This is a genomic window from Streptomyces longisporus (genome assembly GCF_039532765.1).
GTDB lineage: Bacteria > Actinomycetota > Actinomycetes > Streptomycetales > Streptomycetaceae > Streptomyces > Streptomyces longisporus.
On record NZ_BAAASG010000006.1, the window covers coordinates 326,637 to 347,087 of the forward strand.

The window sequence follows — 20,451 nt, forward strand, 5'->3', positions numbered from 1 at the left end:
CCGTACCCGTCTTTACAGGGGAACGAGGGAGGGCGCATTGAACGCTGACGAGGAACGCCAGTTCCGCGAGTTCGTGGCGGCGCGGTCGAGATCGCTGCTGCACACGGCCTACCTGCTGACCGGAGACTGGGAGCAGGGCCGGGGCCTGCTCCAGACCGCGCTTGCCTCCACCGCTCGGCGTTGGTCGAAGCTGCGCGACCGGGAACAGCCGGAGATCTATGTCCGCCGGGCTCTCTACCACGCCCAGGTGGATCGCTTCCGGCTCCTCAGCTGGGGTCGGGAAAAGGTCACGGACACCGTGCCGGACCAGCCGTCCGGACAGGTCGCCCACTGGGCCGACACTGTGGTCCAGCGGCAGGACATCATGGCCGCGCTGCGGCGGCTGCCCAAGCGCCAGCGTGCGGTGATCGTCCTGCGTTACTTCGAGGACCGGCCGGACAACGAGATCGCCGCGATTCTGGGGGTCGCCCAGGGGACGGTCCGCAGCCAGACCCACAAGGCCCTCGCCTCTCTCCGCACCACCCTGGCCGAGGCAGGGCCGTCGGCCGCCTCCTCCACCGCCGCCGGAAGGGGCAGCATCGCATGAACGACTCGACCGAACACCCGCTGCACGATGCCTTGCACGCCCATGTCCGGGAGAGCGGCAGCGACACCGCCGGTGCCCATCTGGTCGGCTTGGCCGACGGCGCGTTGCGGGTCGCCCGGCGGCGGCAGTGGCTGGCCCGCGCCGGCGTCGGCGTCGTCGCAGCCGCGGTGGTCGCCACCGCCTGGGTGGCCGTCGCGGACGGCACGACCTCCCGCGCGCACGTGGTCCAGCCCGCCACAGGGGACGGCACCGGGAAGGCGACCCCGGTCTCCCTCCTGCCGGTCACCTCGTCCGTGGAGCGCGCCTGCACCCAGGGCAGCGACGGCTACACCGTGCGCGCGACCGCGACCCATCCGGCGTTCTGCGTCCACACCGACCGGGCCAAGGGCATGGCCGACGTCCGCGTCACCGCTGCGAAGGCCGGGAAAAGCACCGTCGACGGCACCTGGCAGGTCGAGGTGACCCTCAGCCCCGCCGACCGGACCCGTTTCGCCGCCCTCACCGGCTCCATCGCGGGGGCCCCGGTCCCGCGCAACGAATTCGCCATCGTCATCGACGGCAAGCTCTGGGGCAACCCCTCCGTGACCTCGTCGATCACCGGCGGCCGTTTCGAAATCGTCGGAGCCTACGTCGGGGATCTCAGCAGCGCCACCGCCCACGATCTCGCCCACCGGCTGAATCCCAGATGAGTGGTCGACTCCCGCGACGGCGTTGGCACAGTGAAAAGGCCCCGGCAAATCGTGATGGCCGTCGCCGAGGGCTTCGAAGCACAGCGCGAGCCCGTCGGCAAAGGCATCCCGGCCCCATCGCCCTGGCCGACGACTCCGGCGGCGCCATCTCTGGGCGCTGTAGCCGGCCTCGCCTCACCCCCCGGCGTCGACCCACAGCATGGCGGTGAAAGGTCTCGTCAGCTGACGTCAGGCACGCCTCTGGGAGCCCTCCTCGGAAGTGTGCGGTTCGGGATGGTGCGCGGAGGCCTCCGCGACCTGCTTGAGCGCCGACGCCGTGGCAGCGTCACCGACCTTGGCCGGTTGCTCATGCGGGTGGTCTGCGGGGCGGTCGTGGTGGAAGTGGGAGGGCGCCAGCCTGTCGCCGGCTCCGTAGGTCTCCGTGCCCGTAGGTGCCGAGGGGGCAGTGCGAGTATCGGCCGCAGCCGGCCGCCTGCCGTCCTCTGCCATGTCGGGCGGGGGGTGCTCGCTGTGTCGGCTGCGGGGCTGGGTCAGCCAGGCGACGGCCGCCCCGGTGAGCGCCACGGGCCATTCCACGACTCCGGCGGCGCCGAGGACCCCGGCGCCGGTGTAGACCGCCATCCGGCGGCCGCGTGGAGAGATGGCTGCAATTCGGTCCAGTGCACTGTCGGCGGCCATGCTCATCTGCTCGGCTCCGGGCAAGCGGCGCAGAGTGGAGGCGATGGCCCGCAACGGCTGAGGAAGATCCGATGAACTCTCCTTGACCTGGTTCATGGCGTGCTCCCTGCGGCGGGTCTTTCAAGGGGTGCCAGCCCCGAGTTCCCCCTTACCGGACCGCCTATGCCGTAGGGCGGTGGGGCATGTGCGCGAGGTGCTTGCCCCACGTAACGGGACCTCAGCGTGCAGGCAGCGGCGACGACGTCGACGTCCCGGCGGGCCTGGTGAGCGTGCACGGGGAGTGGATCGGCGCCGTTTACGCCGTAGGAGCGGCGATCGCCCAGGCGTGCTACGAGGTGACGGAATCTGTGTGAAGCGCTGTGGCCCGAACCGATGGAATCGCCCTGGCCGCAGAGCCTGCCCTGCGCCGCGCGGTCGTCTATGCGGGGCGCCTCGTGGTGGTGGCAGAGCTCCGAGTGGGTGGTGGGCGTCACGCACCGTCTTGTGTCTGGGCACGGCCAGCAGGCCCCAGACGTACTGTTCGGCCTTCAGTCGCTGGCCGCGCCGCTGCATCGAGGCGGACGGTCTGGAGCCGGGTCCGCGCCTGCGGCGCTCTCGGCCATGTCCGGGCGCGGCGGCAGCAGCGCCACCGCCAGGGCGGGCACGATGGCGAGGATCAGCCATGGGGCGGCGGCCGGTAGGCCGAGGTCGAGGAGGGAGCCGGTGGCGGAGCTGCCGATGAGGACGATCAGGCCGGAGACGGAGGACAGGGCGCCGTTGTAGAGGCCGATGCGTCCGTCCTCGGTGAGGTCGGGGACCCAGGCGCGGGCGGCCGGGACGATCAGCATCTGGCCGAGGGTGAGCAGGACGACGTATGACCATGTAGGGGGCATCGAAGTCCCCCCATGGCCACGAACGCCACCTCCCGGCGCTTGAGCAGGTCGGCCATCACCCGGGAGGCCACCGCCTCGTCCCCACCAGATCCGCGACGGCATCCACCTTCTCCTCCACAGTGACCGGCGTGGACGTCTCCCACCCCACCACCCGCTTCGCGGCGTCCCCGACCCAGGAGTGACGGCCGGTGCGCTTGCTCAGCGGCGGGTGCACGATCACCTCGAACAGGTTCTCGGCCGACGCCAGGATCTTGTGGACTTCCCAGCACACCCCGCCCACCCGCCGCTCGGCCGGCCACTTCGCAGCCACCCACCGGTACGTCCGGACCGTCGAAACCGACAGGCCGACGTCCTCCGCGAAGAACCTCAGCGCCTGGGCCGTGGCGTGGTGGCCAGGCTGAGCAGAGATGGAGTACGTGACCGTCCCGGGCGTGTGGGAACAGGCCGACGGGGTTCCCGCGGATCATTGCGACCGGCGGCCGGCTGCTGGGCATCGATGACCGGCGGGTGCCGCTGAAGCGCTGTCGCGGCGCTGCAACTCCTCGCGGAGCCGGGCGAGGGAACGGTACAGAGTGCTCTTGACCGTTCCGGGCGCCATGCCCAGGGCGGAGGCTGTCTCTTTGGTGGACATCCGCTCCCAGTACCGCAGCACCACGACACTGCGCTGCTGGGGCGGGAGCACGCGCATGATGTCCATCAGCAGCGCGCGGTCAGCGTGCTGCTCGGTCGAGTCCTCGACGGACGCGTCCGGCACCAGCTCTACGGGGAGCTGTTGCAGCTTCCGTGCCCGCCACCACTCCGTCCGGGTATTGATCATGACACGGCGCAGATAGGCGTCCGCGAGCTGCTTGTCTGCTATGCGATCCCACCGGCGGTACGTGCGCAACAGCGCGGTCTGCAGCAGATCCTGGGCCTCAAGCGGGTCGCCGACCAGACGCCGGGCGCAGCGCAGCAGCGCGTCCTGCCGCATGCGCAAATACTCTTCGAATTCCAGCACCTCGCCAACGGGCTTACGAGCGTTCATGATCTGGCTCCTGTGTATGAGCATCGGGGACGTGCCGTGGGGTCGGCGTGGGGCGGCACCGGGCGAACTGAGGTGTGCGCGCCTGCCTGCGTCGACTGTCGCTCGCCCGGGCGCCAGCAGCGGTCGTCTTCGATCACGAAAGGCCGAGGGCGGGGCACTGCGGCAGTGCCCGAGGTGCCCCTTGCCTGCCGTGGGGCACCTCGGGGATGCGGTGGGCGATTACCAGATGGTGGCCCACCCGGGCGCGCACTTGTCGAAGACCAGGCGGCCGGACGCGGTCTTGTGACCCAGGCATTCCTGTACCTGGATGTCGCGGACCGATGAGGCGAAGTTGTAGCCGTCGGAACCGAGTGCCTTGGAGCTACCGGTCACATCGCGCTCGTAGCGGTGGCCTCCGTCGGCGTAGGTGGCCCAGGTCTGGAGGATGGCGAGCTTGTGGTCGGACTTCTTGGTGTCCCACAGCGTGCCGGTCAGCTGCACGCGGCCGTCCCCGCGCTTGTAGATGTGCCCGGAGGCGTGGGCTCCGCCGACATCCCCGCGCGTGTACTGGGCGGTCCAGGCCGACTGGATGGAAGCGTCGGTCGGCTGGGGATGGGCGGTGGCGGTGCCGGACAGTAGTCCGCTGATGAGCATCGCCATCGCGGCAAGTGCGGTCTTGTGGATGAGGCGCATGAGCGTTCTCCTCTCGTCTTGGGCCTGTTGCGGCAGGCCGTGAAGGTGGCTCAGGTCTGTGGATGTCGATGACGGCTTCGCCGTCAGACGGGCCGGCAGGTTCAGAAGGTGCCGGCGTTGAGGGCCTTCTGGAGCTGGGCGGTCGTGCTGGTGTCCCAGGTGTCCTGAGGCGTGAGCCCGAGGTGCTTGTTGAGGGCGGTGACGGTGTCGGGTCCGGTGACGCCGTCGGCGGTGACCTGCAGGTAGGTCTGCAGGGCCTTGACGGTCAGCGGTCCGAAGGCGCCGTCGACGTCCAGCCCGGCCCCCGTCTTGCTGTTGAGGGTGCGCTGCAGGGCGGCACAGGTGGCGGGACCGAACTGGCCGTCCACGGCGAGCGGTGCGGCAGCGGCGACGAGAGCCTTGGGCTTGATGACGTCGCTGCGGCCGGCGAGGGCGGCCTTCATCACGGCGGCGGTGTGCGGGCCGTACTCGCCGTCCACAGTCAGCTTGTGCTTCGACTGGAACGTGCGCAGCGCCTGGTCGGTGGCGGGGCCGAACTGGCCGTCGACGGTGAGGCCGGCCTTCTGCACGGCATTGAGGTTCTCCTGCAGGGCCTTGACAGCCTTGCCGGTGGAGCCTTTGCGCAGGATGCCGTCGTGGCTCGGCATGGGGGCCGCGCCGTCGTAGGCGGGGCGGCCGTAGCCGACCACGCAGGCGCGTCCGCGGACCCGGCGGCGGAACGCGTCGGAGGTGTTGCCCTCCAGGGTGGTGATGGTGCCGTTGGAGTGGACGGCCTCCACCAGGCCGACGTGGTCGATGCCGCTGATGGAGCGGCCGCCGGAGAAGTCGAAGAAGACGACGTCGCCGGGGCGGATGCCGCCCAGACCGTAGTGCCAGCGGCCGTGGTTCTGGAAGGCGCGGGCGTGGGCGGTGGTGAGGGCGTACTTGCCCATCACGGCCTTGAGGTTGTCGGAGTGGGCGGCCTCGTAGCTGATGGACATGTCGCACCACGGGCCGGAGAAGCCGTACCACGACGTGATGAGGTTGTGGTTCGAGCCCGGCGGGTGCTCGGTGGTGCCCAGCAGCTTACGGGCGGCGGCGATCATTCCGTTCGCGGTTCCCATGGCAGATCTCAGAGCTCCATGTCGTCGGGGAGTGCGTCGAGGTCGGAGGTGACCTCGTGGGCGGGGTCCTGGCTGACGCCGGTCTGGTCGGGGTCGATGTCGAAGACCCCCGCCCCGCCCTGCGGGTACGGCGGCGTCTGTTCGCTCTCGCTCATGAACACTTGCTCCTTCATTGCTTCACTCGGGGTGTCGGGCCGCCTGGACACGACGCTGTGCCGGATTCCGTTGAGCCGTCCGACAACTGACGCTGGGTCGGGGCGACCGCTTTGCATCACCGAGTTCAGCGGGCCGGGAATTGAATGGGCAGCCGGTTTCACCGCCCTGAACAATGGACTCGCTGCAGGTCACGGCCACGGCGTTGCGGCGATGGCCAAAGGAGACGTCTTCGGATTGCGCTCCTGCCGCGAGGATGCGTACCTTGTCCGGCGCCGCGTCCACGGGGGAAGCGGGCGGCCGGAGAGGTGAACTGTCGATGGCGGGACGTCCTGAGAGCCCACTCGACCCCAGCACCGGGCCGGTGGCGCGGTTCGCGGCCGAGTTACGCAAACTCCGGGCGGAGGCTGGGAGCCCGACCTACCGGGTGATGGCGCAGCGCGCGGGTCAGGGGACGAGCACCCTGTCGCAGGCTGCTGGTGGTGAGCGGCTGCCGACCCTGCCCGTCACGCTGGCCTACGTCAGGGCGTGCGCCGGTGATCTGCAGGAGTGGGAGGAGCGTTGGCGGCAGGCGGCCGCTGAAGTAGCGGCGGAACCCCGAACCGAGGATGAGGACGCCGAGCCTCCGTACCGGGGTCTGGCCCGCTTCGAGCCGGGTGACGCCGATCTGTTCTTCGGCCGCGACGAACTCACCGACCGTCTGGTCGAGCTGACCCGCTCCCGCCGGTTCACCGCCGTGTTCGGCCCGTCGGGCAGCGGCAAGTCCTCTCTCCTGCGCGCCGGACTCATCCCCCGCCTGCGTGTCCCGGACCCGGCCACCCCACAGCCGGCCGCGCTACGCGTCCTCACCCCCGGCGAACATCCCCTGCGCACCCACGGGCAGCGGCTGACCCCGAAGGACGCCGAGGGCGACACATGGCTGATCGTGGACCAGTTCGAAGAGCTCTACACCCTCTGCCACGACCCGGCCGAGCGCGACCAGTTCATCGACCGTCTCCTGACCGCCACCGATCCCGGCAGCAGACTGCGCGTCGTCATCGCTGTACGAGCCGACTTCCTCGGCCGCTGCGCTGAACACCCCGCCCTGACCGCCGCGTTACAGGACGCGACCGTGCTGGCCGGCCCCATGAACCGCAACGAGTTACGCGAGGCCATCACCAAACCCGCCCAGGCCGCGGGGATGATCGTCGAACGCTCTTTGACGGCGCGGTTGATCGAAGAGGTCTCCGGCGAACCCGGTGCGCTGCCCCTGCTGTCCCATGCTCTCCTGGAGACTTGGCACCGCCGCAACGGCCGTGCCCTCACCGAAGCGGCGTACGAAGCGGCCGGCGGCCTGCAGGGCGCCATTGCCCGCACCGCCGAAGACACTTTCGGCAGGCTCACCCCCGCGCAGGCCGGCCTTGCCCGGCACATGTTGCTGCGGCTGATCACTCCTGGAGACGGCACGCCCGACACCCGACGGCCCACGGACCGCGGCGAACTCGTCAGCAGCGCCCCGGACACCGCTCAAGCCGATGCCGACGTGGTCCTGGAACGATGGGCGCGCGCCCGGCTGATCATCCTGGACGACGGGGCGGTGGACCTCGCCCACGAGACCCTGATCAGCGCGTGGCCCAGGCTGAGCGGATGGATCGACGCCGAACGCGACCGCATACGAACCCACCGCCAGCTGACCGAGGCCGCACGAGCCTGGCACGACCTCGACCGCGACCCAGGCGCCCTCTACCGAGGTACTCGGCTGGCCATCGCCCAGGAGGCGTTCGCGGCACCAGAGCAGCACGCTCATCTCACTCCACTGGAACAGTCGTTCCTGTCCGCCGGCCTCTCGGCCCGCGACCGGGAGCGGCAGTCGGCAGCGCGTTCCGCAAGGCGGCTGCGTACGTTCGTGGTGGCCCTGTCGTGCCTGGTCGTCCTGGCGCTGATGGCCGGCCTGGTCGCTTGGCAGCAGAACCGGGCGGGTCAGCGCCAACGCGTCCAGGACGAGGCCCGCCGGGTCGCAGCCGTCGCGGAAAGCCTGCGTTCGTCCGAGCCGACCATCGCGATGCGGCTGAGCCTGGCGGCGTGGAAGATTGCCGAACTGCCGGAGACCCGATCGGCACTGATGGGTTCTGTGGCGCAGAAGGAACAGGACGCGTTCCGGATCCCGGGCCAGGCGGACGGTACCGAGGTGTACCTCAACCGCGACGGCGGGACTGCGGTCTCCGTCTCCGGAGAGCGGGTCACTCGGTGGGATGTGCGCAGCCATCGGCAACTGTCCTCGTTCAGGATTCCGGGGATGGCCGATGCCTCGTGGCCGGACGTCTCCCGGGACGGCCGCATCCTGGCGTTCGCGTCCACCAGTTCCGGCATCCAGCTCTGGGACCTGGATGCCGGCAAGAAGACCGGACAACTGCCCGGGCACGACGAGGACACGGTCTGGTTCGGGCCCAGCGGACACACACTGGCGGCCTCCGGTCCTGACGACGGAACAGGATCCGTGGCGCGGCTGTGGGACCTGCGGGACCGGCGCGTGGTGTTCAAACACGGGCTGGGCTCCAGTGGTGCGGTGAGTGATGTCGCGACAGGCCCGGCCTTCACCGACGTCAAGTTCACCACCATGAGCCTGGACACCGTCAGCCCCGACGACCGTCTTACCGCGATGTGCCCCGACAATCGGCTCGAGGTGTGGGACATGGCGCGGCGCCGTCGGCTGCCGGGCGCCTGGGAGACGGCGTTTCACAAGGACGAATGCCGCACCGGCACCATCACCTTCACGCCCGACAGCCGCAAGGTGGCCGTCGCCTCGGGAAGCGGCCTGCGTACTTGGGACGTTGCGTCGGGGCGTGAACTGCGCCAGATCAAGCACCGCGGCCTGACACAGGCCGAGTTCAGCCAGAACGGGCGGTTCGTCGCCACGGCGGGCGACAACGAGATCCTCCTGTGGCGGACGGACGATCCAGCCACCCCGGTCTTCCGGATGCCGTGGGCTCACGGCCAGGACCTCGGAGCCATCCGGATCGATCTCAAGGCGGGCGTGCTCCGCTATGCGACAGGCAGTTCGAGCACAACGGTCTGGACGGTCTCGTTGGGACACGCCCTTGATCAGGCGTGGCAGCAGGACACCACCGTGAGCGCGGGCTTCAGCCCCGACGGCGGCTTGCTCGCACAGAGCCGGCAGGCCGGAGGCCGGCACCGGATGCGGCTGTTGGACGTATCCACCGGCAAGGTGCTGGCCGGCCGACTGCCCACTGCGCCCTGCCAGCCACAGTGTTCCGACGTCATGACGTTCGCCTCGGACAGCCGGACCTTCGCCTACTCCAGTGAGAACTACGCGTCCGACGAACCTCCCTGGGTCAAGGTGCTGGATCCCCGCCATCCGAACCGGCCGACCACACTGCGGTTCCCGCCCGCAGCAGACGACAGCGAGACCATCGACGCGATCGCACTCGCCCCTGGTGGCCGAAGTCTTGTGGTGTCGCTGTCCGAGGAGCGCACCGAGGTGTGGGACGTACACCGCAGGGCGAGATCCAGCCGGCTGCCCGGCGTCTGGGGAGAAAGCCTGGCGATCGCGGACGACGACTCTCTCCTGGCAACCACCCAGGGCGACGTGGTCGATCTGCCCTCCAGGGCGGTCACCCACCGTGCACTCATGCAGGGAGTCCCCGCTCGCTTGGCCTTCAGCCATGACGGCCGCCATCTGGCCGGAGGCGACGAGTCGGGCTGGGTGACCCTCTGGGGCCGCCACGGCCGACAGTGGCTGGCCGAGTTCCCTCCCGAGTCGGCCGATGCCCCGGCCGCCGACGACGGCTCGTCAACGGGCGTGTCGGCGCTGGCCTTCTCGCACGACGGCGAAACGCTTGCCGTCGGAACCGCGGACGGCTCGGTCCGGCTGTGGGACGTCGCCTCCCGACGCCCGGTCGGATCCGCCTTCTCCGACCCCGGGGGCGGCGTCATGGCGCTGGCCTTCGGCAAGGACGACCGGACCCTGTATGTCTCTGCCCAGCACATGCCGGTGCTGAAATACAGCGTCGATGCACGGCGGATGGCCACTGATGTATGCCGACGCGTCGAATCTGGTCTGTCGCGCGTCGACTGGTACAGATACATCCCCGACGTACCATACGCTGCCTCCTGCTGAACGGGAGGGGCAGCAGGAGTGGAGTGGGCTCGCCAGGATGATCAGGCCGTGATCGGACACTGACGCTGTCGGCCAAGTACCCGAGCCAGGTATCGAGCAGTGTTCAGCTCCTGTCATGCCACCAGTCCCATCCAACTAATACTCCAGCTGTAGATCGCGAACTTCATGCCTGGGCGGCTTGTCGTTGATAGTGGAGCGCCTGGGATCAGGCCTGGTGACGGCGTCACCAGTGGGAGCAGTCGAGTCGGTGGGCCGTGCCGTGGGCGGGCCGGACGACGAGCGCGATGAACAGGCGCTGGTTTCGTTGCAGGTGAGCGATATCAGTCCGTCCGGCTTCGGGTGGCGGGCGTGTTCGTCGGCGCGGACGACGGTGAGGAAGGCGTGGGCGAGCATCGCGAGGGTGACCCAGCGGTGCCAGGACGCCCAACGTCTGACCTGGTGTTCGTCCAGTCCGGTCAGCCCTTTGCCAGCCTGGAAGGTCTCCTCGACGGTCCATCTGCGTCCAGCGACGCGCACCAGGGTGGACAGCGGCGCCGGGGCGGCTGAGTAGCAGCGGGAGTTCTCAGCGCTGCGCCGGCCTCATGCCGTCGCCCTCGCTCTTGCGTGGCGCTTGTTCAGCTTCTCCTTGGGCGGTGGAGCGCTGTTCGGCCTGCGCTCGGCCTTTTCGATGACGGTCGTGGAGCTGAGCTCCCCCGGTCGCCGGTCTGGGGTGTCGGCAGTACGCGCGCCCCGTACCGGTCCAACCGGGGCCACGGCATTGCTTTGAGCGATGGACGCTGTGTGAGGTGCGAGAAAGGGGGGACTGTCCACGGCGTGCGGCAGACGTATGCCCCTCATTCCTTGGAAGTAACTCATATTTTGTGTGCTTGTAGGGCTGAAGTAAGGGCATCCGGTTGCCAGGAGGTTGATAACGATGGTTCCCCTGCTTCTGGTTCTTCTGCTGGCTCTGATCCTCTTCGGCGCGGGCTTCGCCCTGAAGGCACTGTGGTGGATCGCGGTGATCGTGCTCGCCGTGTGGCTGCTCGGCTTCGTCGTCCGCTCCGCGGACAGCGCGGGCCGCAGGGGCCGCTGGTACCGCTGGTAGACGAAGGACACCGGCGCGAGGAGCGCGCCACGCGCGAGCCATGAGTGGGCCCGGCCGATACGGCCGGGCCCACTGGCGTGAAAGAGAAGCCCACCTGCGGCAGTTGGGAAGATCCGGCTTATCGGGCGCACCGCAGGGTACGTGAGTCATGCACCGGCCCCTCGGACTCAGCAGTGGAACCCTGCTCCTCCTGTCTGCGGGGCCGATGCGTATCGCCTCCAGCCACTGACCTCACGCCGGGTGTTCCGTCCGATCGCCGGCGGACCCCGTCAGGCCACGGCCCATCGCAGTCCAGGGATGAAGGTGGTCGGACGGGGTACCAGGGCTGCTGCCGTGTATACCCCGTTCGAGGAGGGCTTGTGACCGAGCCAGCAGGTCTGAGTGTCGAGGTGTCCGTGATCAGCTCCGACGCCGCGATCATCACCGTCAGTGGGGAGCTGGACGTCGACACGGGCCTCGTCCTGCAGCACCAACTCGCGGGCCAAGTAGTGCATGGACGCCGTCACCTGGTGCTGGACTTGGCGGAAGTACCGTTCATGGACTCCTCTGGGCTGGGCGTCATCATACGAGCCATAAATGAGGTTCGGAGCATCGACGGATCCGTGTCCCTGGCCGCCCCCAGCCAAGTGGTGCGACGTCTGCTCGACCTGACCGGGGTCAGCATGAGCTGCCGGATATTCGACAGCGCGGACGCGGCCTGTGAAGCGCTCCTCGGTCAAGGCGGTGAGACCGTGAACACCACGACGGGCAAGGCGGCTCGATAGCAGATCAACCAGAGCGCCATAGTTCCTCCTCCCGCTGCCGGAAGGAGTTACGCGAACAGGCGCTGGTCGTGCGATGCACCTGATCGACTACCTCGCTGTGGCTGGCTGACTCGTCGTTGCCCTGGCGGTTTCGGCAAGCAGTGTCCGAGGCTGCGACCTTCGTGCATGTCAGGCTGCGGCAGCGTGGCGGGCTACCGGAACTGATGACGGTGCTGGAGCGGTTCACTCCGATCGTGCAGACTCTGCCGCCTGGCACTGCTGTCGCTCAGCTTGGCGGTGCCCTGCGCTGTTTGCGGCGGGGCCGGTCGAGCTTGCGCAACCCATACGGCTGCAGCCTCTGGCGTGGTCCGGGCTGGAGACAGTGGTGGGCATTGGCCAGTGTTGGTCTGTGGCAGCCATGGCGTCTGCCCGCCCGGGAAGAGGCGGCATCCAGTACGTGGCCCCGTCGGAGACGGAACAGTTCCTGGCGCCGCAGCCGATCGAGGATTCGTGCGGTATCCGCCGAGCTCAGGCTGTTGAACTTCGGCGCCTCGGGGTGGAAACGATCGGCCAACTCGCCCTCGTGCCGCCAGCTACCGCGCTGCGGATCCTGGGCCATCCCGCCCGCCTTCTGCAAGAACGTGCTCGCGGGATCGACCGCCGCACGATTCTCCCGGGCAGGGCCCCGGAGCCGGTCCGGGTACGAGCCGACTTCTCCAGGGACGTCTTGGACGGCCTGCAGCCGCGGGCGGCCGCGCTGCAACTGGTCACGGACCTGGCCGCACGGCTTCGGACCCGATCGCAGGCCGCGCGCACGGTCACGGTGACGGTTCGGATGGCTGACCAAAAGGATTTGTCCAAGTCCCGGAGGCTGCCGGCTGCCTCGGCGCACAGCGACGACCTGCTTGGGGGAAGCCAGCCCGGACGAGACCGTGCACTGCGATCGCCGTGTCGTGCGGCCAGATCGAACCCGTGTGGTAGCCGTAGGGGTTGAAGCCCCCCGACTCGCTGCTCAGGGTGCGCAGTCCGTGGCCGGAGTCGAGGTCTGGTGCGCACAGCCGGGCCGCGACCAAGGCACTTTCCTCATGGTTGAGGAGGCCGGTGCCGAGCAGGTGGCCGATGTTGGAGGTGACCGAGTCGAGGGGTCGGCCGTCACGGTCCAGTGCGATGGCCGGGTAGGAGCCTTGGGAGTCCTGCACCCAGAACCGCCTGCGGAAACGGGTGGCCAGTCGCTGGGCCCAGTCCTCCCACTCGTCGGCTCCCGGCCGGCCGAAGGCACGCAGCAGCGCGGCTCCGCCGCGCGCGGCTTGGTAGGCGTACGCCTGTACCTCGCACAGCGCGATCGGGGATGCGGCGAGGCGCCCGTCGCGGTGGCGGATGGAGTCGTCGTGGTCCTTCCAGCCTTGGTTGGCCAGGCCGCGGCCGGTCTGGTCGACGTACTTTAGGAAGCCGTCGCCGCTCGCATCACTCTGCTCGCGCATCCACGACAGGGCCGCCTCGGCGTCCGGAAGGAGCTGTTCGACCTCTTGCGAGGCGAGGCCCCATCGCCAGGCGTCGTGCAGCAAGGTGATCCACGGCGGGGTGGCGTCGATGGTGCCGTAGTAGACCTGCGGCAGGATGAGGGTCTCGCTGAACTGCTGGGTTGTGCGGCGTACTTCGTGCAGGAGCTTGCCCGGCTGTTCCTCGGTCGCCGGGTCGGTGTGGGTGCCTTGGCGGCGGGCGAGGGTGCGCAGGGTGCCGGCGGCAAGCTCGGTCCCCAGGGGCAGGAGCATGCGGGCCGCCCAGAGGGCGTCACGTCCGAAGAGGGTCAGGTACCAGGGGGCTCCGGCGGCCAGGAACTGATCGGGGCGGCCCGCCGGGGTGCCAGCTGAGAGCGGGTCGGTCAGGCGCAGCCGGTCCAGGTCGGCGAGGGACAGCTGCAGCCAGCGGCACAGGCGCCGGTCGGCGCTGCGCAGCACAGGCGTGCTCCACGGCACGTGTTCGGCCGGTGCGGCCGGGAACTGGTCGCCCTCGACCTGTGCCGTCGTGCAGGCCAGGAGCACGGTCCACGACCGGCCGGGGGCCAGATCAATGTCGTACGACAACTGCCCAGCCTGCGTGTCCAGTGCGTCGGGTGCCGAAGTGCTGAGCAGCCGTACCGTGAACCCGTCGCGGGTCCGAACCAGTCCGCCAGTCGTGGCCTGGGCGGGTATGTCGTCGAGGTGCTGCCCGGACTTCACCTCGGCCCGTCAGGCTTCGGACGCGGGCTGGAAAGGTGCAGCCTGATCGACTGTTGTGTGGCGGTGCTGGTGGCAGAACGGTGGTCGGGGGAGTCAGCCGAACCGCACGCTGTCGGGCCTGTAGGTGCCCCAGGTGAGTCCGGTGTGTGGTGGGACGTATTCGGTGGTGCCGCTGCAGGCGAGACCGGTGTAGAGGGTGGCGCCGGTGTCTGGGTTGTCGACGCCGACTGCGGTCTTGTTGAAGCCGATGCATGGGCCGTTGGGAGGATTGAAGATCACGCTGGGCACGCCATCTGTGCCGGTGTGGTCGAATCTGCCCGTGGCGGCCTGGGACGAAGTCGGTAGAGCCGAACTCCAGGCCCAGGGCGTGCTATCGAGCGAGGCCGCGGACAAGGTCCGAGCGGCCGCTATCCCGCACAAGATCACCGAACACGAAGCTCGCCAGGTCACCCGCACCTATGACCTCGACGCGTACGGGGACTAATCGCGTCTGTACGAAACCCAGCGCCCGCCTCCGGGGCCAACCCGGTGCGGGCGCCGTCGGTGTCCCGTCAGAAGAAGCCGTGTCACATCTTCGCTGTGATTACTGACTTCGGCACATCAGGGTGACCAGATGACGGCGGGCCGGCCGCCGCAGGACAGTGGCGCCGGGAGACGGTGCAGACGCAGGCTCCGAGCGACACCCCCTCGGAGGACGTGGACTCGGCAGGTGTTTGAGCCAGTCGCGGACTCTGTTGGTCATTTCCGTTCATCTTCGTATCAGTCACTATCGTGACGGCATGACCTCTCCCGTGAGATTCCAGATCGCCGTGGACGCCGCCGACCCGCACCGCCTCGCCGACTTCTGGGCTGCGGCCCTCGGCTGGGCCGTCGAGGACCACGAACCCGACGTCCGCGCCGCGCTCGACGCCGGGTACGCCGACGACACCGACGTCGTCACCCACAACGGGCGGCTCGCCTGGTCCGCCGCCGCGGCCGCCGTACTGCCGGGCAGCACCCGCGAGGACTCGGGCCGCCGCCTGCTGTTCCAGACCGTGCCCGAGGCGAAGGCCGGCAAGAACCGGCTGCACCTGGACCTCAACGTCGGCCGCGACCGCCTCGACGCCGAGACCGAGCGGCTCACCGCCCTGGGCGCCACCGTCCTGTACCGGGTCGACGAGCCCGGCGGGTTCCATGTGACGCTCCAGGACCCGGAGGGCAACGAGTTCTGCATGCAGTGAGCACGGTGTCGGGTGGGCGCTGATCGAGGAGCGGCACCAGCGTGGCGCGGGCGGGCAGCAAGAACTCGCCGAGGCCAGCGGACCGGGCAGCTGGTGGAGCACGGCACTGCGACACGCCCACCCGCTCCCGGCCACATCCTGACTTCGGCTCGTCAGAGTGTGGGTGGGTTGTCGAGGGTCAGACCGGCGCCGACTACGAAGCCGTCGAGGGTTTCTGGCCGGTACTGCAGACGCTTGAGTCGGTTGCGGACGAGGGCTTCGAGTCGCTCCAGGGGGATGAGGGGACTTCCTGGATTCGGCTCTGACCGCAGTTCCGTGAATCCCCAGGTCAGCGGCAGGAACGAGGGATCGTTTCGGCAGCGTACTTCCTGCCGTGGTGAGCAAGACGATTGAGGATGTGCTGTTTCCCGGGATCGATGTGCGGGTGGAGGAGGCGAGCGACTCCTCCGGCATCCTGGTGGTGGGGCGGTGTCGACGGCCCGCCCAGGCCGGTGCCCGAACTGCCGCAAGCAGGCCCGCCGCATACACAGCACGTATCAATGCACCCTGGATGAACGGCCGTTGGGCTCACGCCGGGTCATCATCCGGCTGCGGGTCCGCGGGAACTGCTGCGACCGCGGGAGCTGTTCCCGTACGACGTTCGTCGAGCAGGTGCCGGGGCTGTCTGCGCGCTACCGCCGTTCCAGCGCCGGGTTGGCGGCTGGCTGCGGTCGATCGCGATCGAGCTCGGCGGCCGTCCCGCGGCGCGGCTGTGCCGCCCGCTGCGGCTGACCGCCGGCCGGACCCGGCTGCTCAGGCTGTTGACGGCACCGGCAGTGCCGGACCGTGCCCCGCGGGTGCTGGGGTGGATGAGTTCGCCTTCCGCAAGGGCTGCACGTACGGCACCGTGCTGGTCGACGTCGAGGCCGGCCGGCTCGTGGACGTGCTGCCCGACCGCACCTCCGAGACGTTCTCGGCCTGGCTCACCGAGCATCCTGGCACCGAGATCATCTGCCGGGACCGGGCGAGCGCCTACACCAAGGCGGTCGGGGAAGCCGCGCCTCACGCCCTGGAGGTGGCTGATCGCTGGCACGTGATACAGAACCTCTCCGCCGCAGTGGAGAAGACCTGCCACCAGCACCGCGACTGCCTGCGGAAACGCGCCGAGGAAGAGTCGGTGACCGAAGTGCCGGAGCTGCCCCCAATGTTGTTGCCGCCCGCGGAGCTGCCTCGCACCCAGATCATCGAACGCACCCGCCACCGCTACGAGGACATCCACCGACTGCTGGAGAAATGCTGGACGATCAGCGCCATCGCCCGCCGGCTGAACCTCGACCGCAAGACCGTCCGCCGCTTCCGCGACACCGACCTCGACGAGCTGCTGGCCTCCGCCCGCGACCGACGCCCCCACGGCGTCCTGGAGCCCTTCAAGGTTGTTGCGGTGCTGCACCGCCGCCTGTTTGACGTGGACCATCGCCTGGCGGAGGTCGTCGGTCATTGTCTCGGGGCTGTATCGCTTGTGCGGTGCGTGGAAACGCTGCTGGACCGCCTGTCGGGTCACGCCCAGGGCGGCGCCGATGTCGGTCCATGAAGAGCCGTGCATCCGGCAGTGCTCGACGTAGGCCTCGACCAGGTCGTCTGCCAGCGCCTGCATCTGGCCTGCGGGTTGGGCTGCAACGGTGAGAAGGGCGAGCCAGTCCGGCTGTTCTTGTCCGCCGGGGCGGTGGGCGGTGTCGCATCTGCGGTCGACTTCCGCGATGAGATCGTCCAGGTCTGGCCCAAGATCCGTGCCAGAACCCCCAACTCATCGACATTGATCATGCAGCCGCGTCACGAAGTGACTCCTGAAGTCGCAGACAACCGCTCCCGTTCCGCTCTCGCGTCCACAGCCAAGCGTCTCTCCGACCATCCGCGGGCGCAGTCGCCCGCACAGGTGACGGGCAACCCGGGGGTGGCCGCGACACCGTACGGCACCCGCCAGGGTGGACGGTTCGTGATCACTCGCCCGACCCGTAGTCCTCGAAGTGGTCGAAGCCCTTGATCATCGGTGTCAGCTCCTGGGCACAGCCGCACAGGGTGTACAGCCGGGTCGACCGGCTCTCCGCGATGTTCAGAGCGCGCTCCAGATCGAGGTACGCCGCAGTCCACCGCGTGCAGGACAGCCCGGTCCGGGCCCCGTTCGCCGCGCACCTTCGCCCGCACCCCCCCGAGGGCCGGCGCTCCCCGAGGACCTGCCGGACCACCGACTGCGGCGACCGCTGAAGCCGTTCGGTGACGACCTGGTCGTAGTCGACGCCGTCGACGCGTCGCACGTGCTGAGGGGCGCGCACCCACACGGCTCTTGACACATGATGGCGAGATGAGGAGTTACTCGCCGACGGCACCGTCGATGGCTTCGCGGATAAGGTCCGCGTGGCGGGCGTACTCCTCGATCAGGTGCTCGAGGACGAACCGGACATCGGTGTCCCCGAATTCCGGGTTCTGCACGAGGCGTGCAGGGTCGTCGGTCACTCGTGCGAACATCTGCCGCGACTCCTCGCACGCCTTCAGATAGTCCTCGTAAACGTCCCTGGCCAGCGTAAGGTCCGACTCGTCATACCATTCGTCACCGGCAACGGTGACGTAGGTCGGATAGGGGAAGAACTGAGGGGATGCGGCCGCCAGCGTCCGCTGGAACCAAGCCCGCTCGACTCCCTGCAGATGGCGCATGAGCCCCAGCAGGGTCAACGCTGATGACTGCACGGGCCGTTGCCGCAGCTGGGCCTCCGACAGGCCCTCACACTTCCTCAGGAATGTCGCACGGTGGTAGTCGAGGTTCGAGGCGATCACCTCCAGCCACGGCCCCGACACCACGCGCTCGGGTCGAACGATCTTCCGGACCGCGATGTCGTCCACGCTGGCGTCTCCTCACTCAACAGCTTGGTCAAGTGCAGGCGCACGATTCCTGGACTGGGCGGCGGCGCCCTACTGCAACCCCGCGTCAGGCCCGTCCGCTCAAGGAGACCCCCATTCGCATCGAAACTCCTCGCCTGGTCAACCGGAATGGCTGTGTTCGAGTGTCCGCGAAGCGTCGCCCCTTTGAGGCGGGGCCCGATCACACCTCGGCCACCGTGACCCGGGCCTGGACGGTGTGCGGGCCCGGTTCGGCGATCATCCGCCTTCTCCCGCCTGAAGACGGTTGCGATGGCCCCACCCCACTGACTGTCGATGCTCACCATGTCCAGCCGTGACCACCGCTGTTGTGGGACAGGGCGAGGACGGCGGTGGTCACGGTGAGGTACGGAGTGAAGCGGTCCTGGCGGGTCAGGGCCGCCAGGGCGCAGGCCAGTCCCGTGTACCAGGGCATCGACCACGGAGCCGTGAGGACCCAGGCGAAGGCCAGCGCGAACGGCACGGCGACGACGGCAGGGGTGTCCTGCGGGACGCGGCGGCGAAGTACCCCTGCCAGCGAGAGCATCAGGACGGGCCACAGGACGCTCACGGTCGCGGCGGCCGCACGAGGGCCCAGCAAGGTGGTGCCGACGTGGTCGAACACCGCCCACAGCGAGGGCTTGGACACCAGCTGGGAGGCGGCGGAGAGCGGGGCGAGGGCGTGCGCGCCGTGGCCGCCGTAGAGGACCGCGAGCATCAGCGCGGCCGTGCCTGTCTGGCGGATGGCCGAGCGCCAGCTGCCCGAGCGCAGGAGCGGCCAGGCCAGTCCCACGCAGAGCAGCGCGGCGCTGATCTTGACTCCGCAGGCCAGGCCGACGAGCCCTCCGACGGCGACGTCGTGGTGCCACCTGGTGGATCTGCTGGAGAGGTGAACCGCGCAGACGGCCAGGCAGGCGACGATGGTGTCCAGGTGCCCGCCCGCGACGAGCACGCCGATCAGGAGCGGGTTGGCGATCCACAACAGGCCGGCGCGGACCGGGTCTTCGGCGGTACGTAGCAACAGGTTGCCGGTGGCCACGAAGGCGGCCCCGTTCGCGAGCATCAGCGCCCATATGGTCAGCCACGGCCGCTCCCCGCCGACGAACGCTGCGCCGGCCTGCCACCACGTGGCCACCGGCCCGTACACGGACGGCGTGTTCAGCCACGACTCGCTCACCAGATGGGCGTAGGCACCGCCGAGGTGGGCGGGGGTCGTCACATAGGGGTCACCGCCGAGCGCGGCAATCCGGCCGTACGCGGCGTAACTGGCCGTGTCCGACGAACCGACCGGAGTGAGGTTCGCGACGACGAGTACGGCGATCACGCCGACCCGGAACAAGAGGCGGACGTCCGGTCTCCAGCCCCGCCTGTGGGCGTGGAGCATGCCGAGTGTGCCGAGGCAGGACAGCACGATGGCCCCCCAGGTGACCATCTCGGAGAGGGTCCCGGCCATCGCCGGCAGCCGGAACCACGGGATCGGTGCCCGCAGCGTGTTGTGATTGGGCGCACTGGCTCCTACCAGCGCGAACAGGGCTACGCCCGCCGCCGACATCGCTACGGCCAGGTACGGCCGGGGCCGGGCGCCGGCGCTCAGTACAGCCGAGGGAGCTGTTTGGATCCAATGCGCTGAACGCCCGGCATACTCGTCGTTGCTGATCGTCAAGGTCGCTCTCTGGCCGCTCGTCACTCGTTGCTCGGTACTTCACCTCACGGCGTGGACAGCCGTGACGATCTTGCTCGGAAACGTAGTCCGCCCCGCCGGCAAGCACCATGACCGCCGCCACAACACTGCCACGATGGGCGATGAACAAGCTGTTTGTGATCGGGGTGGGCATGGATGTCGTCGGGTTGGTCATGCTGACGACGATGCCGTCGCCGTCCTCGCGCAGCGTCGGACCAGGAACTGCATCGCGGGGTCAGAGCTGGGTATGTCCCGTCGGTCGCCTGAGCAGGCTCCGCCTCCAAGCCGCTGCCCGTGCGACTGACGCCCTGTAGCGATCAGGCCCACGATGATGTGCCACAGCTGCATCCGCGGGCGGGGGCCGGTGTATCCCGGATAGGCGCCCGGACGAGGTCGCTCCACGTTTATCGAGCCTCACGTGCTCGTTCGAATGAATCCAGCCCTCTTGGCGATGAAGTACCCAACACCGAAGGTGCTGCCGAACACGCTCACAGCGGCCATCGCCGTCACCTGGAGTCCCGCACCGACGAGGGCGAGCACCAGCTCGGACATGAGTGTCACGCATGTCGACGTGAGAAAGATGACCCCGATGGCAAACCTGCGGATTTCGACGACTTCCGATTCCTCTTGGGGTGTTTGACTCGCTGGAGGTGTCTGACCCTTTCCCATTACAGGAGGCGTCTGATTCTTCACACGATGCACTCCCTGGTTGCGGGTGGCG

The 20,451-nt window shown here is 69.0% G+C and carries 20 protein-coding genes and 4 pseudogenes; 9 read left to right on the forward strand and 15 right to left on the reverse strand.

Annotated features, from left to right (window positions below; translation table 11 throughout):
- The first annotated feature begins 37 nt into the window (after nucleotides 1-37).
- Both ABD355_RS11375 and ABD355_RS11380 read left to right on the forward strand, forming a co-directional pair.
- Nucleotides 38-586 (forward strand): SigE family RNA polymerase sigma factor, encoded by a 549-nt coding sequence (locus tag ABD355_RS11375; RefSeq protein ID WP_344400060.1) that lies wholly within the window; start codon nucleotides 38-40, stop codon nucleotides 584-586.
- Entirely contained in the window at nucleotides 583-1,275 is a 693-nt protein-coding gene (locus ABD355_RS11380) for a SecDF P1 head subdomain-containing protein (protein ID WP_344400061.1), read from the forward strand. Before ABD355_RS11375 ends, ABD355_RS11380 begins: the two co-directional genes overlap by 4 nt.
- 228 nt (nucleotides 1,276-1,503) lie before the next feature.
- Here ABD355_RS11380 and ABD355_RS11385 read toward each other — a convergent pair whose 3' ends face one another.
- From ABD355_RS11385 to ABD355_RS11415, 7 genes and pseudogenes are all read right to left on the reverse strand, one after another.
- A complete protein-coding gene (locus tag ABD355_RS11385; RefSeq protein WP_344400062.1) occupies nucleotides 1,504-2,049 on the reverse strand; it encodes a hypothetical protein in 546 nt (181 codons plus the stop codon).
- A 431-nt stretch (nucleotides 2,050-2,480) separates the two neighbouring features.
- A pseudogene (locus tag ABD355_RS11390) lies at nucleotides 2,481-2,810 on the reverse strand (hypothetical protein); the annotation flags it as partial.
- 70 nt (nucleotides 2,811-2,880) lie between these two features.
- Nucleotides 2,881-3,135, reverse strand: coding sequence for a DUF6192 family protein (locus ABD355_RS11395; RefSeq protein ID WP_344400063.1), 255 nt, complete (start codon nucleotides 3,133-3,135; stop codon nucleotides 2,881-2,883).
- Between the two features lie 153 nt (nucleotides 3,136-3,288).
- Nucleotides 3,289-3,849 carry a SigE family RNA polymerase sigma factor gene (locus ABD355_RS11400; RefSeq protein ID WP_344400064.1) on the reverse strand — a complete coding sequence of 187 codons (561 nt, stop codon included), beginning with the start codon at nucleotides 3,847-3,849 and terminating at the stop codon, nucleotides 3,289-3,291.
- A gap of 219 nt (nucleotides 3,850-4,068) precedes the next feature.
- Nucleotides 4,069-4,521: a hypothetical protein gene (locus ABD355_RS11405; protein ID WP_344400065.1), complete on the reverse strand. Its 453-nt coding sequence runs from the start codon at nucleotides 4,519-4,521 to the stop codon at nucleotides 4,069-4,071.
- Nucleotides 4,522-4,622: 101 nt separating this feature from the next.
- Nucleotides 4,623-5,624, reverse strand: coding sequence for a peptidoglycan-binding protein (locus ABD355_RS11410; protein ID WP_344400066.1), 1,002 nt, complete (start codon nucleotides 5,622-5,624; stop codon nucleotides 4,623-4,625).
- 8 nt (nucleotides 5,625-5,632) lie between these two features.
- Nucleotides 5,633-5,779 (reverse strand): hypothetical protein, encoded by a 147-nt coding sequence (locus tag ABD355_RS11415; protein ID WP_344400067.1) that lies wholly within the window; start codon nucleotides 5,777-5,779, stop codon nucleotides 5,633-5,635.
- 317 nt (nucleotides 5,780-6,096) lie between these two features.
- Between ABD355_RS11415 and ABD355_RS11420 the strand changes: the two genes are divergently transcribed.
- Nucleotides 6,097-9,894 carry an nSTAND1 domain-containing NTPase gene (locus ABD355_RS11420; RefSeq protein WP_344400068.1) on the forward strand — a complete coding sequence of 1,266 codons (3,798 nt, stop codon included), beginning with the start codon at nucleotides 6,097-6,099 and terminating at the stop codon, nucleotides 9,892-9,894.
- 223 nt (nucleotides 9,895-10,117) lie between these two features.
- On the opposite strand, the pseudogene ABD355_RS11425 reads toward ABD355_RS11420, so the two are convergent.
- A pseudogene (locus ABD355_RS11425) lies at nucleotides 10,118-10,449 on the reverse strand (IS701 family transposase); the annotation flags it as partial.
- 358 nt (nucleotides 10,450-10,807) lie between these two features.
- Between ABD355_RS11425 and ABD355_RS11430 the strand changes: the two are divergent.
- From ABD355_RS11430 to ABD355_RS44650, 3 genes are all read left to right on the forward strand, one after another.
- Nucleotides 10,808-10,978, forward strand: a complete 171-nt coding sequence (locus ABD355_RS11430) for a hydrophobic protein (RefSeq protein ID WP_344400069.1) — start codon at nucleotides 10,808-10,810, stop codon at nucleotides 10,976-10,978.
- A 359-nt stretch (nucleotides 10,979-11,337) separates the two neighbouring features.
- Nucleotides 11,338-11,742, forward strand: a complete 405-nt coding sequence (locus ABD355_RS11435; protein WP_344400070.1) for an STAS domain-containing protein — start codon at nucleotides 11,338-11,340, stop codon at nucleotides 11,740-11,742.
- A gap of 397 nt (nucleotides 11,743-12,139) precedes the next feature.
- On the forward strand, nucleotides 12,140-12,715 hold the full coding sequence (locus ABD355_RS44650; RefSeq protein ID WP_425585725.1) for a DinB/UmuC family translesion DNA polymerase: 576 nt from the start codon (nucleotides 12,140-12,142) through the stop codon (nucleotides 12,713-12,715).
- On the opposite strand, the pseudogene ABD355_RS44655 reads toward ABD355_RS44650, so the two are convergent.
- Nucleotides 12,648-13,493 (reverse strand): annotated as a pseudogene (locus ABD355_RS44655) (amylo-alpha-1,6-glucosidase); the annotation flags it as partial. The gene ABD355_RS44650 and the pseudogene ABD355_RS44655 overlap by 68 nt on opposite strands.
- 540 nt (nucleotides 13,494-14,033) lie before the next feature.
- Nucleotides 14,034-14,219 carry a hypothetical protein gene (locus tag ABD355_RS11445; protein ID WP_344400072.1) on the reverse strand — a complete coding sequence of 62 codons (186 nt, stop codon included), beginning with the start codon at nucleotides 14,217-14,219 and terminating at the stop codon, nucleotides 14,034-14,036.
- On the opposite strand from ABD355_RS11445, the gene ABD355_RS11450 reads away from it, so the two are divergent.
- Nucleotides 14,209-14,424, forward strand: a complete 216-nt coding sequence (locus ABD355_RS11450; RefSeq protein WP_344400073.1) for a hypothetical protein — start codon at nucleotides 14,209-14,211, stop codon at nucleotides 14,422-14,424. The genes ABD355_RS11445 and ABD355_RS11450 overlap by 11 nt on opposite strands.
- A gap of 295 nt (nucleotides 14,425-14,719) precedes the next feature.
- Complete coding sequence (locus ABD355_RS11455) at nucleotides 14,720-15,160, forward strand: VOC family protein (RefSeq protein WP_344400074.1); 441 nt, start codon at nucleotides 14,720-14,722, stop codon at nucleotides 15,158-15,160.
- 152 nt (nucleotides 15,161-15,312) lie between these two features.
- Here the strand turns inward: ABD355_RS11455 and ABD355_RS44660 are convergent.
- A pseudogene (locus ABD355_RS44660) lies at nucleotides 15,313-15,432 on the reverse strand (IS630 family transposase); the annotation flags it as partial.
- A gap of 278 nt (nucleotides 15,433-15,710) precedes the next feature.
- On the opposite strand from ABD355_RS44660, the gene ABD355_RS11460 reads away from it, so the two are divergent.
- Entirely contained in the window at nucleotides 15,711-16,730 is a 1,020-nt protein-coding gene (locus tag ABD355_RS11460) for a transposase (RefSeq protein ID WP_344400112.1), read from the forward strand.
- 406 nt (nucleotides 16,731-17,136) lie between these two features.
- On the opposite strand, the gene ABD355_RS11465 is transcribed toward ABD355_RS11460, so the two are convergent.
- The 4 genes from ABD355_RS11465 to ABD355_RS11480 all read right to left on the reverse strand — a co-directional run bounded on the left by ABD355_RS11465 (nucleotide 17,137) and on the right by ABD355_RS11480 (nucleotide 20,423).
- A complete protein-coding gene (locus ABD355_RS11465; protein WP_344400075.1) occupies nucleotides 17,137-17,451 on the reverse strand; it encodes a hypothetical protein in 315 nt (104 codons plus the stop codon).
- 55 nt (nucleotides 17,452-17,506) lie between these two features.
- On the reverse strand, nucleotides 17,507-18,034 hold the full coding sequence (locus ABD355_RS11470; protein ID WP_344400076.1) for a DinB family protein: 528 nt from the start codon (nucleotides 18,032-18,034) through the stop codon (nucleotides 17,507-17,509).
- 316 nt (nucleotides 18,035-18,350) lie between these two features.
- On the reverse strand, nucleotides 18,351-19,601 hold the full coding sequence (locus tag ABD355_RS11475; RefSeq protein WP_486388674.1) for an MptA/MptB family glycosyltransferase: 1,251 nt from the start codon (nucleotides 19,599-19,601) through the stop codon (nucleotides 18,351-18,353).
- Between the two features lie 543 nt (nucleotides 19,602-20,144).
- Nucleotides 20,145-20,423 (reverse strand): hypothetical protein, encoded by a 279-nt coding sequence (locus ABD355_RS11480; RefSeq protein ID WP_344400078.1) that lies wholly within the window; start codon nucleotides 20,421-20,423, stop codon nucleotides 20,145-20,147.
- Between the last annotated feature and the right edge of the window lie 28 nt (nucleotides 20,424-20,451).

Bases quoted from the DNA above. Each gene is read 5' to 3' on its own strand.
- ABD355_RS11380 (WP_344400061.1), top strand. From the start codon at position 583: ATGAACGACTCGACCGAACACCCGCTGCACGATGCCTTGCACGCCCAT.
- ABD355_RS11385 (WP_344400062.1), bottom strand. From the start codon at position 2,049: ATGAACCAGGTCAAGGAGAGTTCATCGGATCTTCCTCAGCCGTTGCGG.
- ABD355_RS11400 (WP_344400064.1), bottom strand. From the start codon at position 3,849: ATGAACGCTCGTAAGCCCGTTGGCGAGGTGCTGGAATTCGAAGAGTAT.
- ABD355_RS11405 (WP_344400065.1), bottom strand. From the start codon at position 4,521: ATGCGCCTCATCCACAAGACCGCACTTGCCGCGATGGCGATGCTCATC.
- ABD355_RS11410 (WP_344400066.1), bottom strand. From the start codon at position 5,624: ATGGGAACCGCGAACGGAATGATCGCCGCCGCCCGTAAGCTGCTGGGC.
- ABD355_RS11415 (WP_344400067.1), bottom strand. From the start codon at position 5,779: ATGAGCGAGAGCGAACAGACGCCGCCGTACCCGCAGGGCGGGGCGGGG.
- ABD355_RS11420 (WP_344400068.1), top strand. From the start codon at position 6,097: ATGGCGGGACGTCCTGAGAGCCCACTCGACCCCAGCACCGGGCCGGTG.
- ABD355_RS11430 (WP_344400069.1), top strand. From the start codon at position 10,808: ATGGTTCCCCTGCTTCTGGTTCTTCTGCTGGCTCTGATCCTCTTCGGC.
- ABD355_RS44650 (WP_425585725.1), top strand. From the start codon at position 12,140: ATGGCGTCTGCCCGCCCGGGAAGAGGCGGCATCCAGTACGTGGCCCCG.
- ABD355_RS11455 (WP_344400074.1), top strand. From the start codon at position 14,720: ATGACCTCTCCCGTGAGATTCCAGATCGCCGTGGACGCCGCCGACCCG.
- ABD355_RS11460 (WP_344400112.1), top strand. From the start codon at position 15,711: ATGAACGGCCGTTGGGCTCACGCCGGGTCATCATCCGGCTGCGGGTCC.
- ABD355_RS11475 (WP_486388674.1), bottom strand. From the start codon at position 19,601: ATGTCGGCGGCGGGCGTAGCCCTGTTCGCGCTGGTAGGAGCCAGTGCG.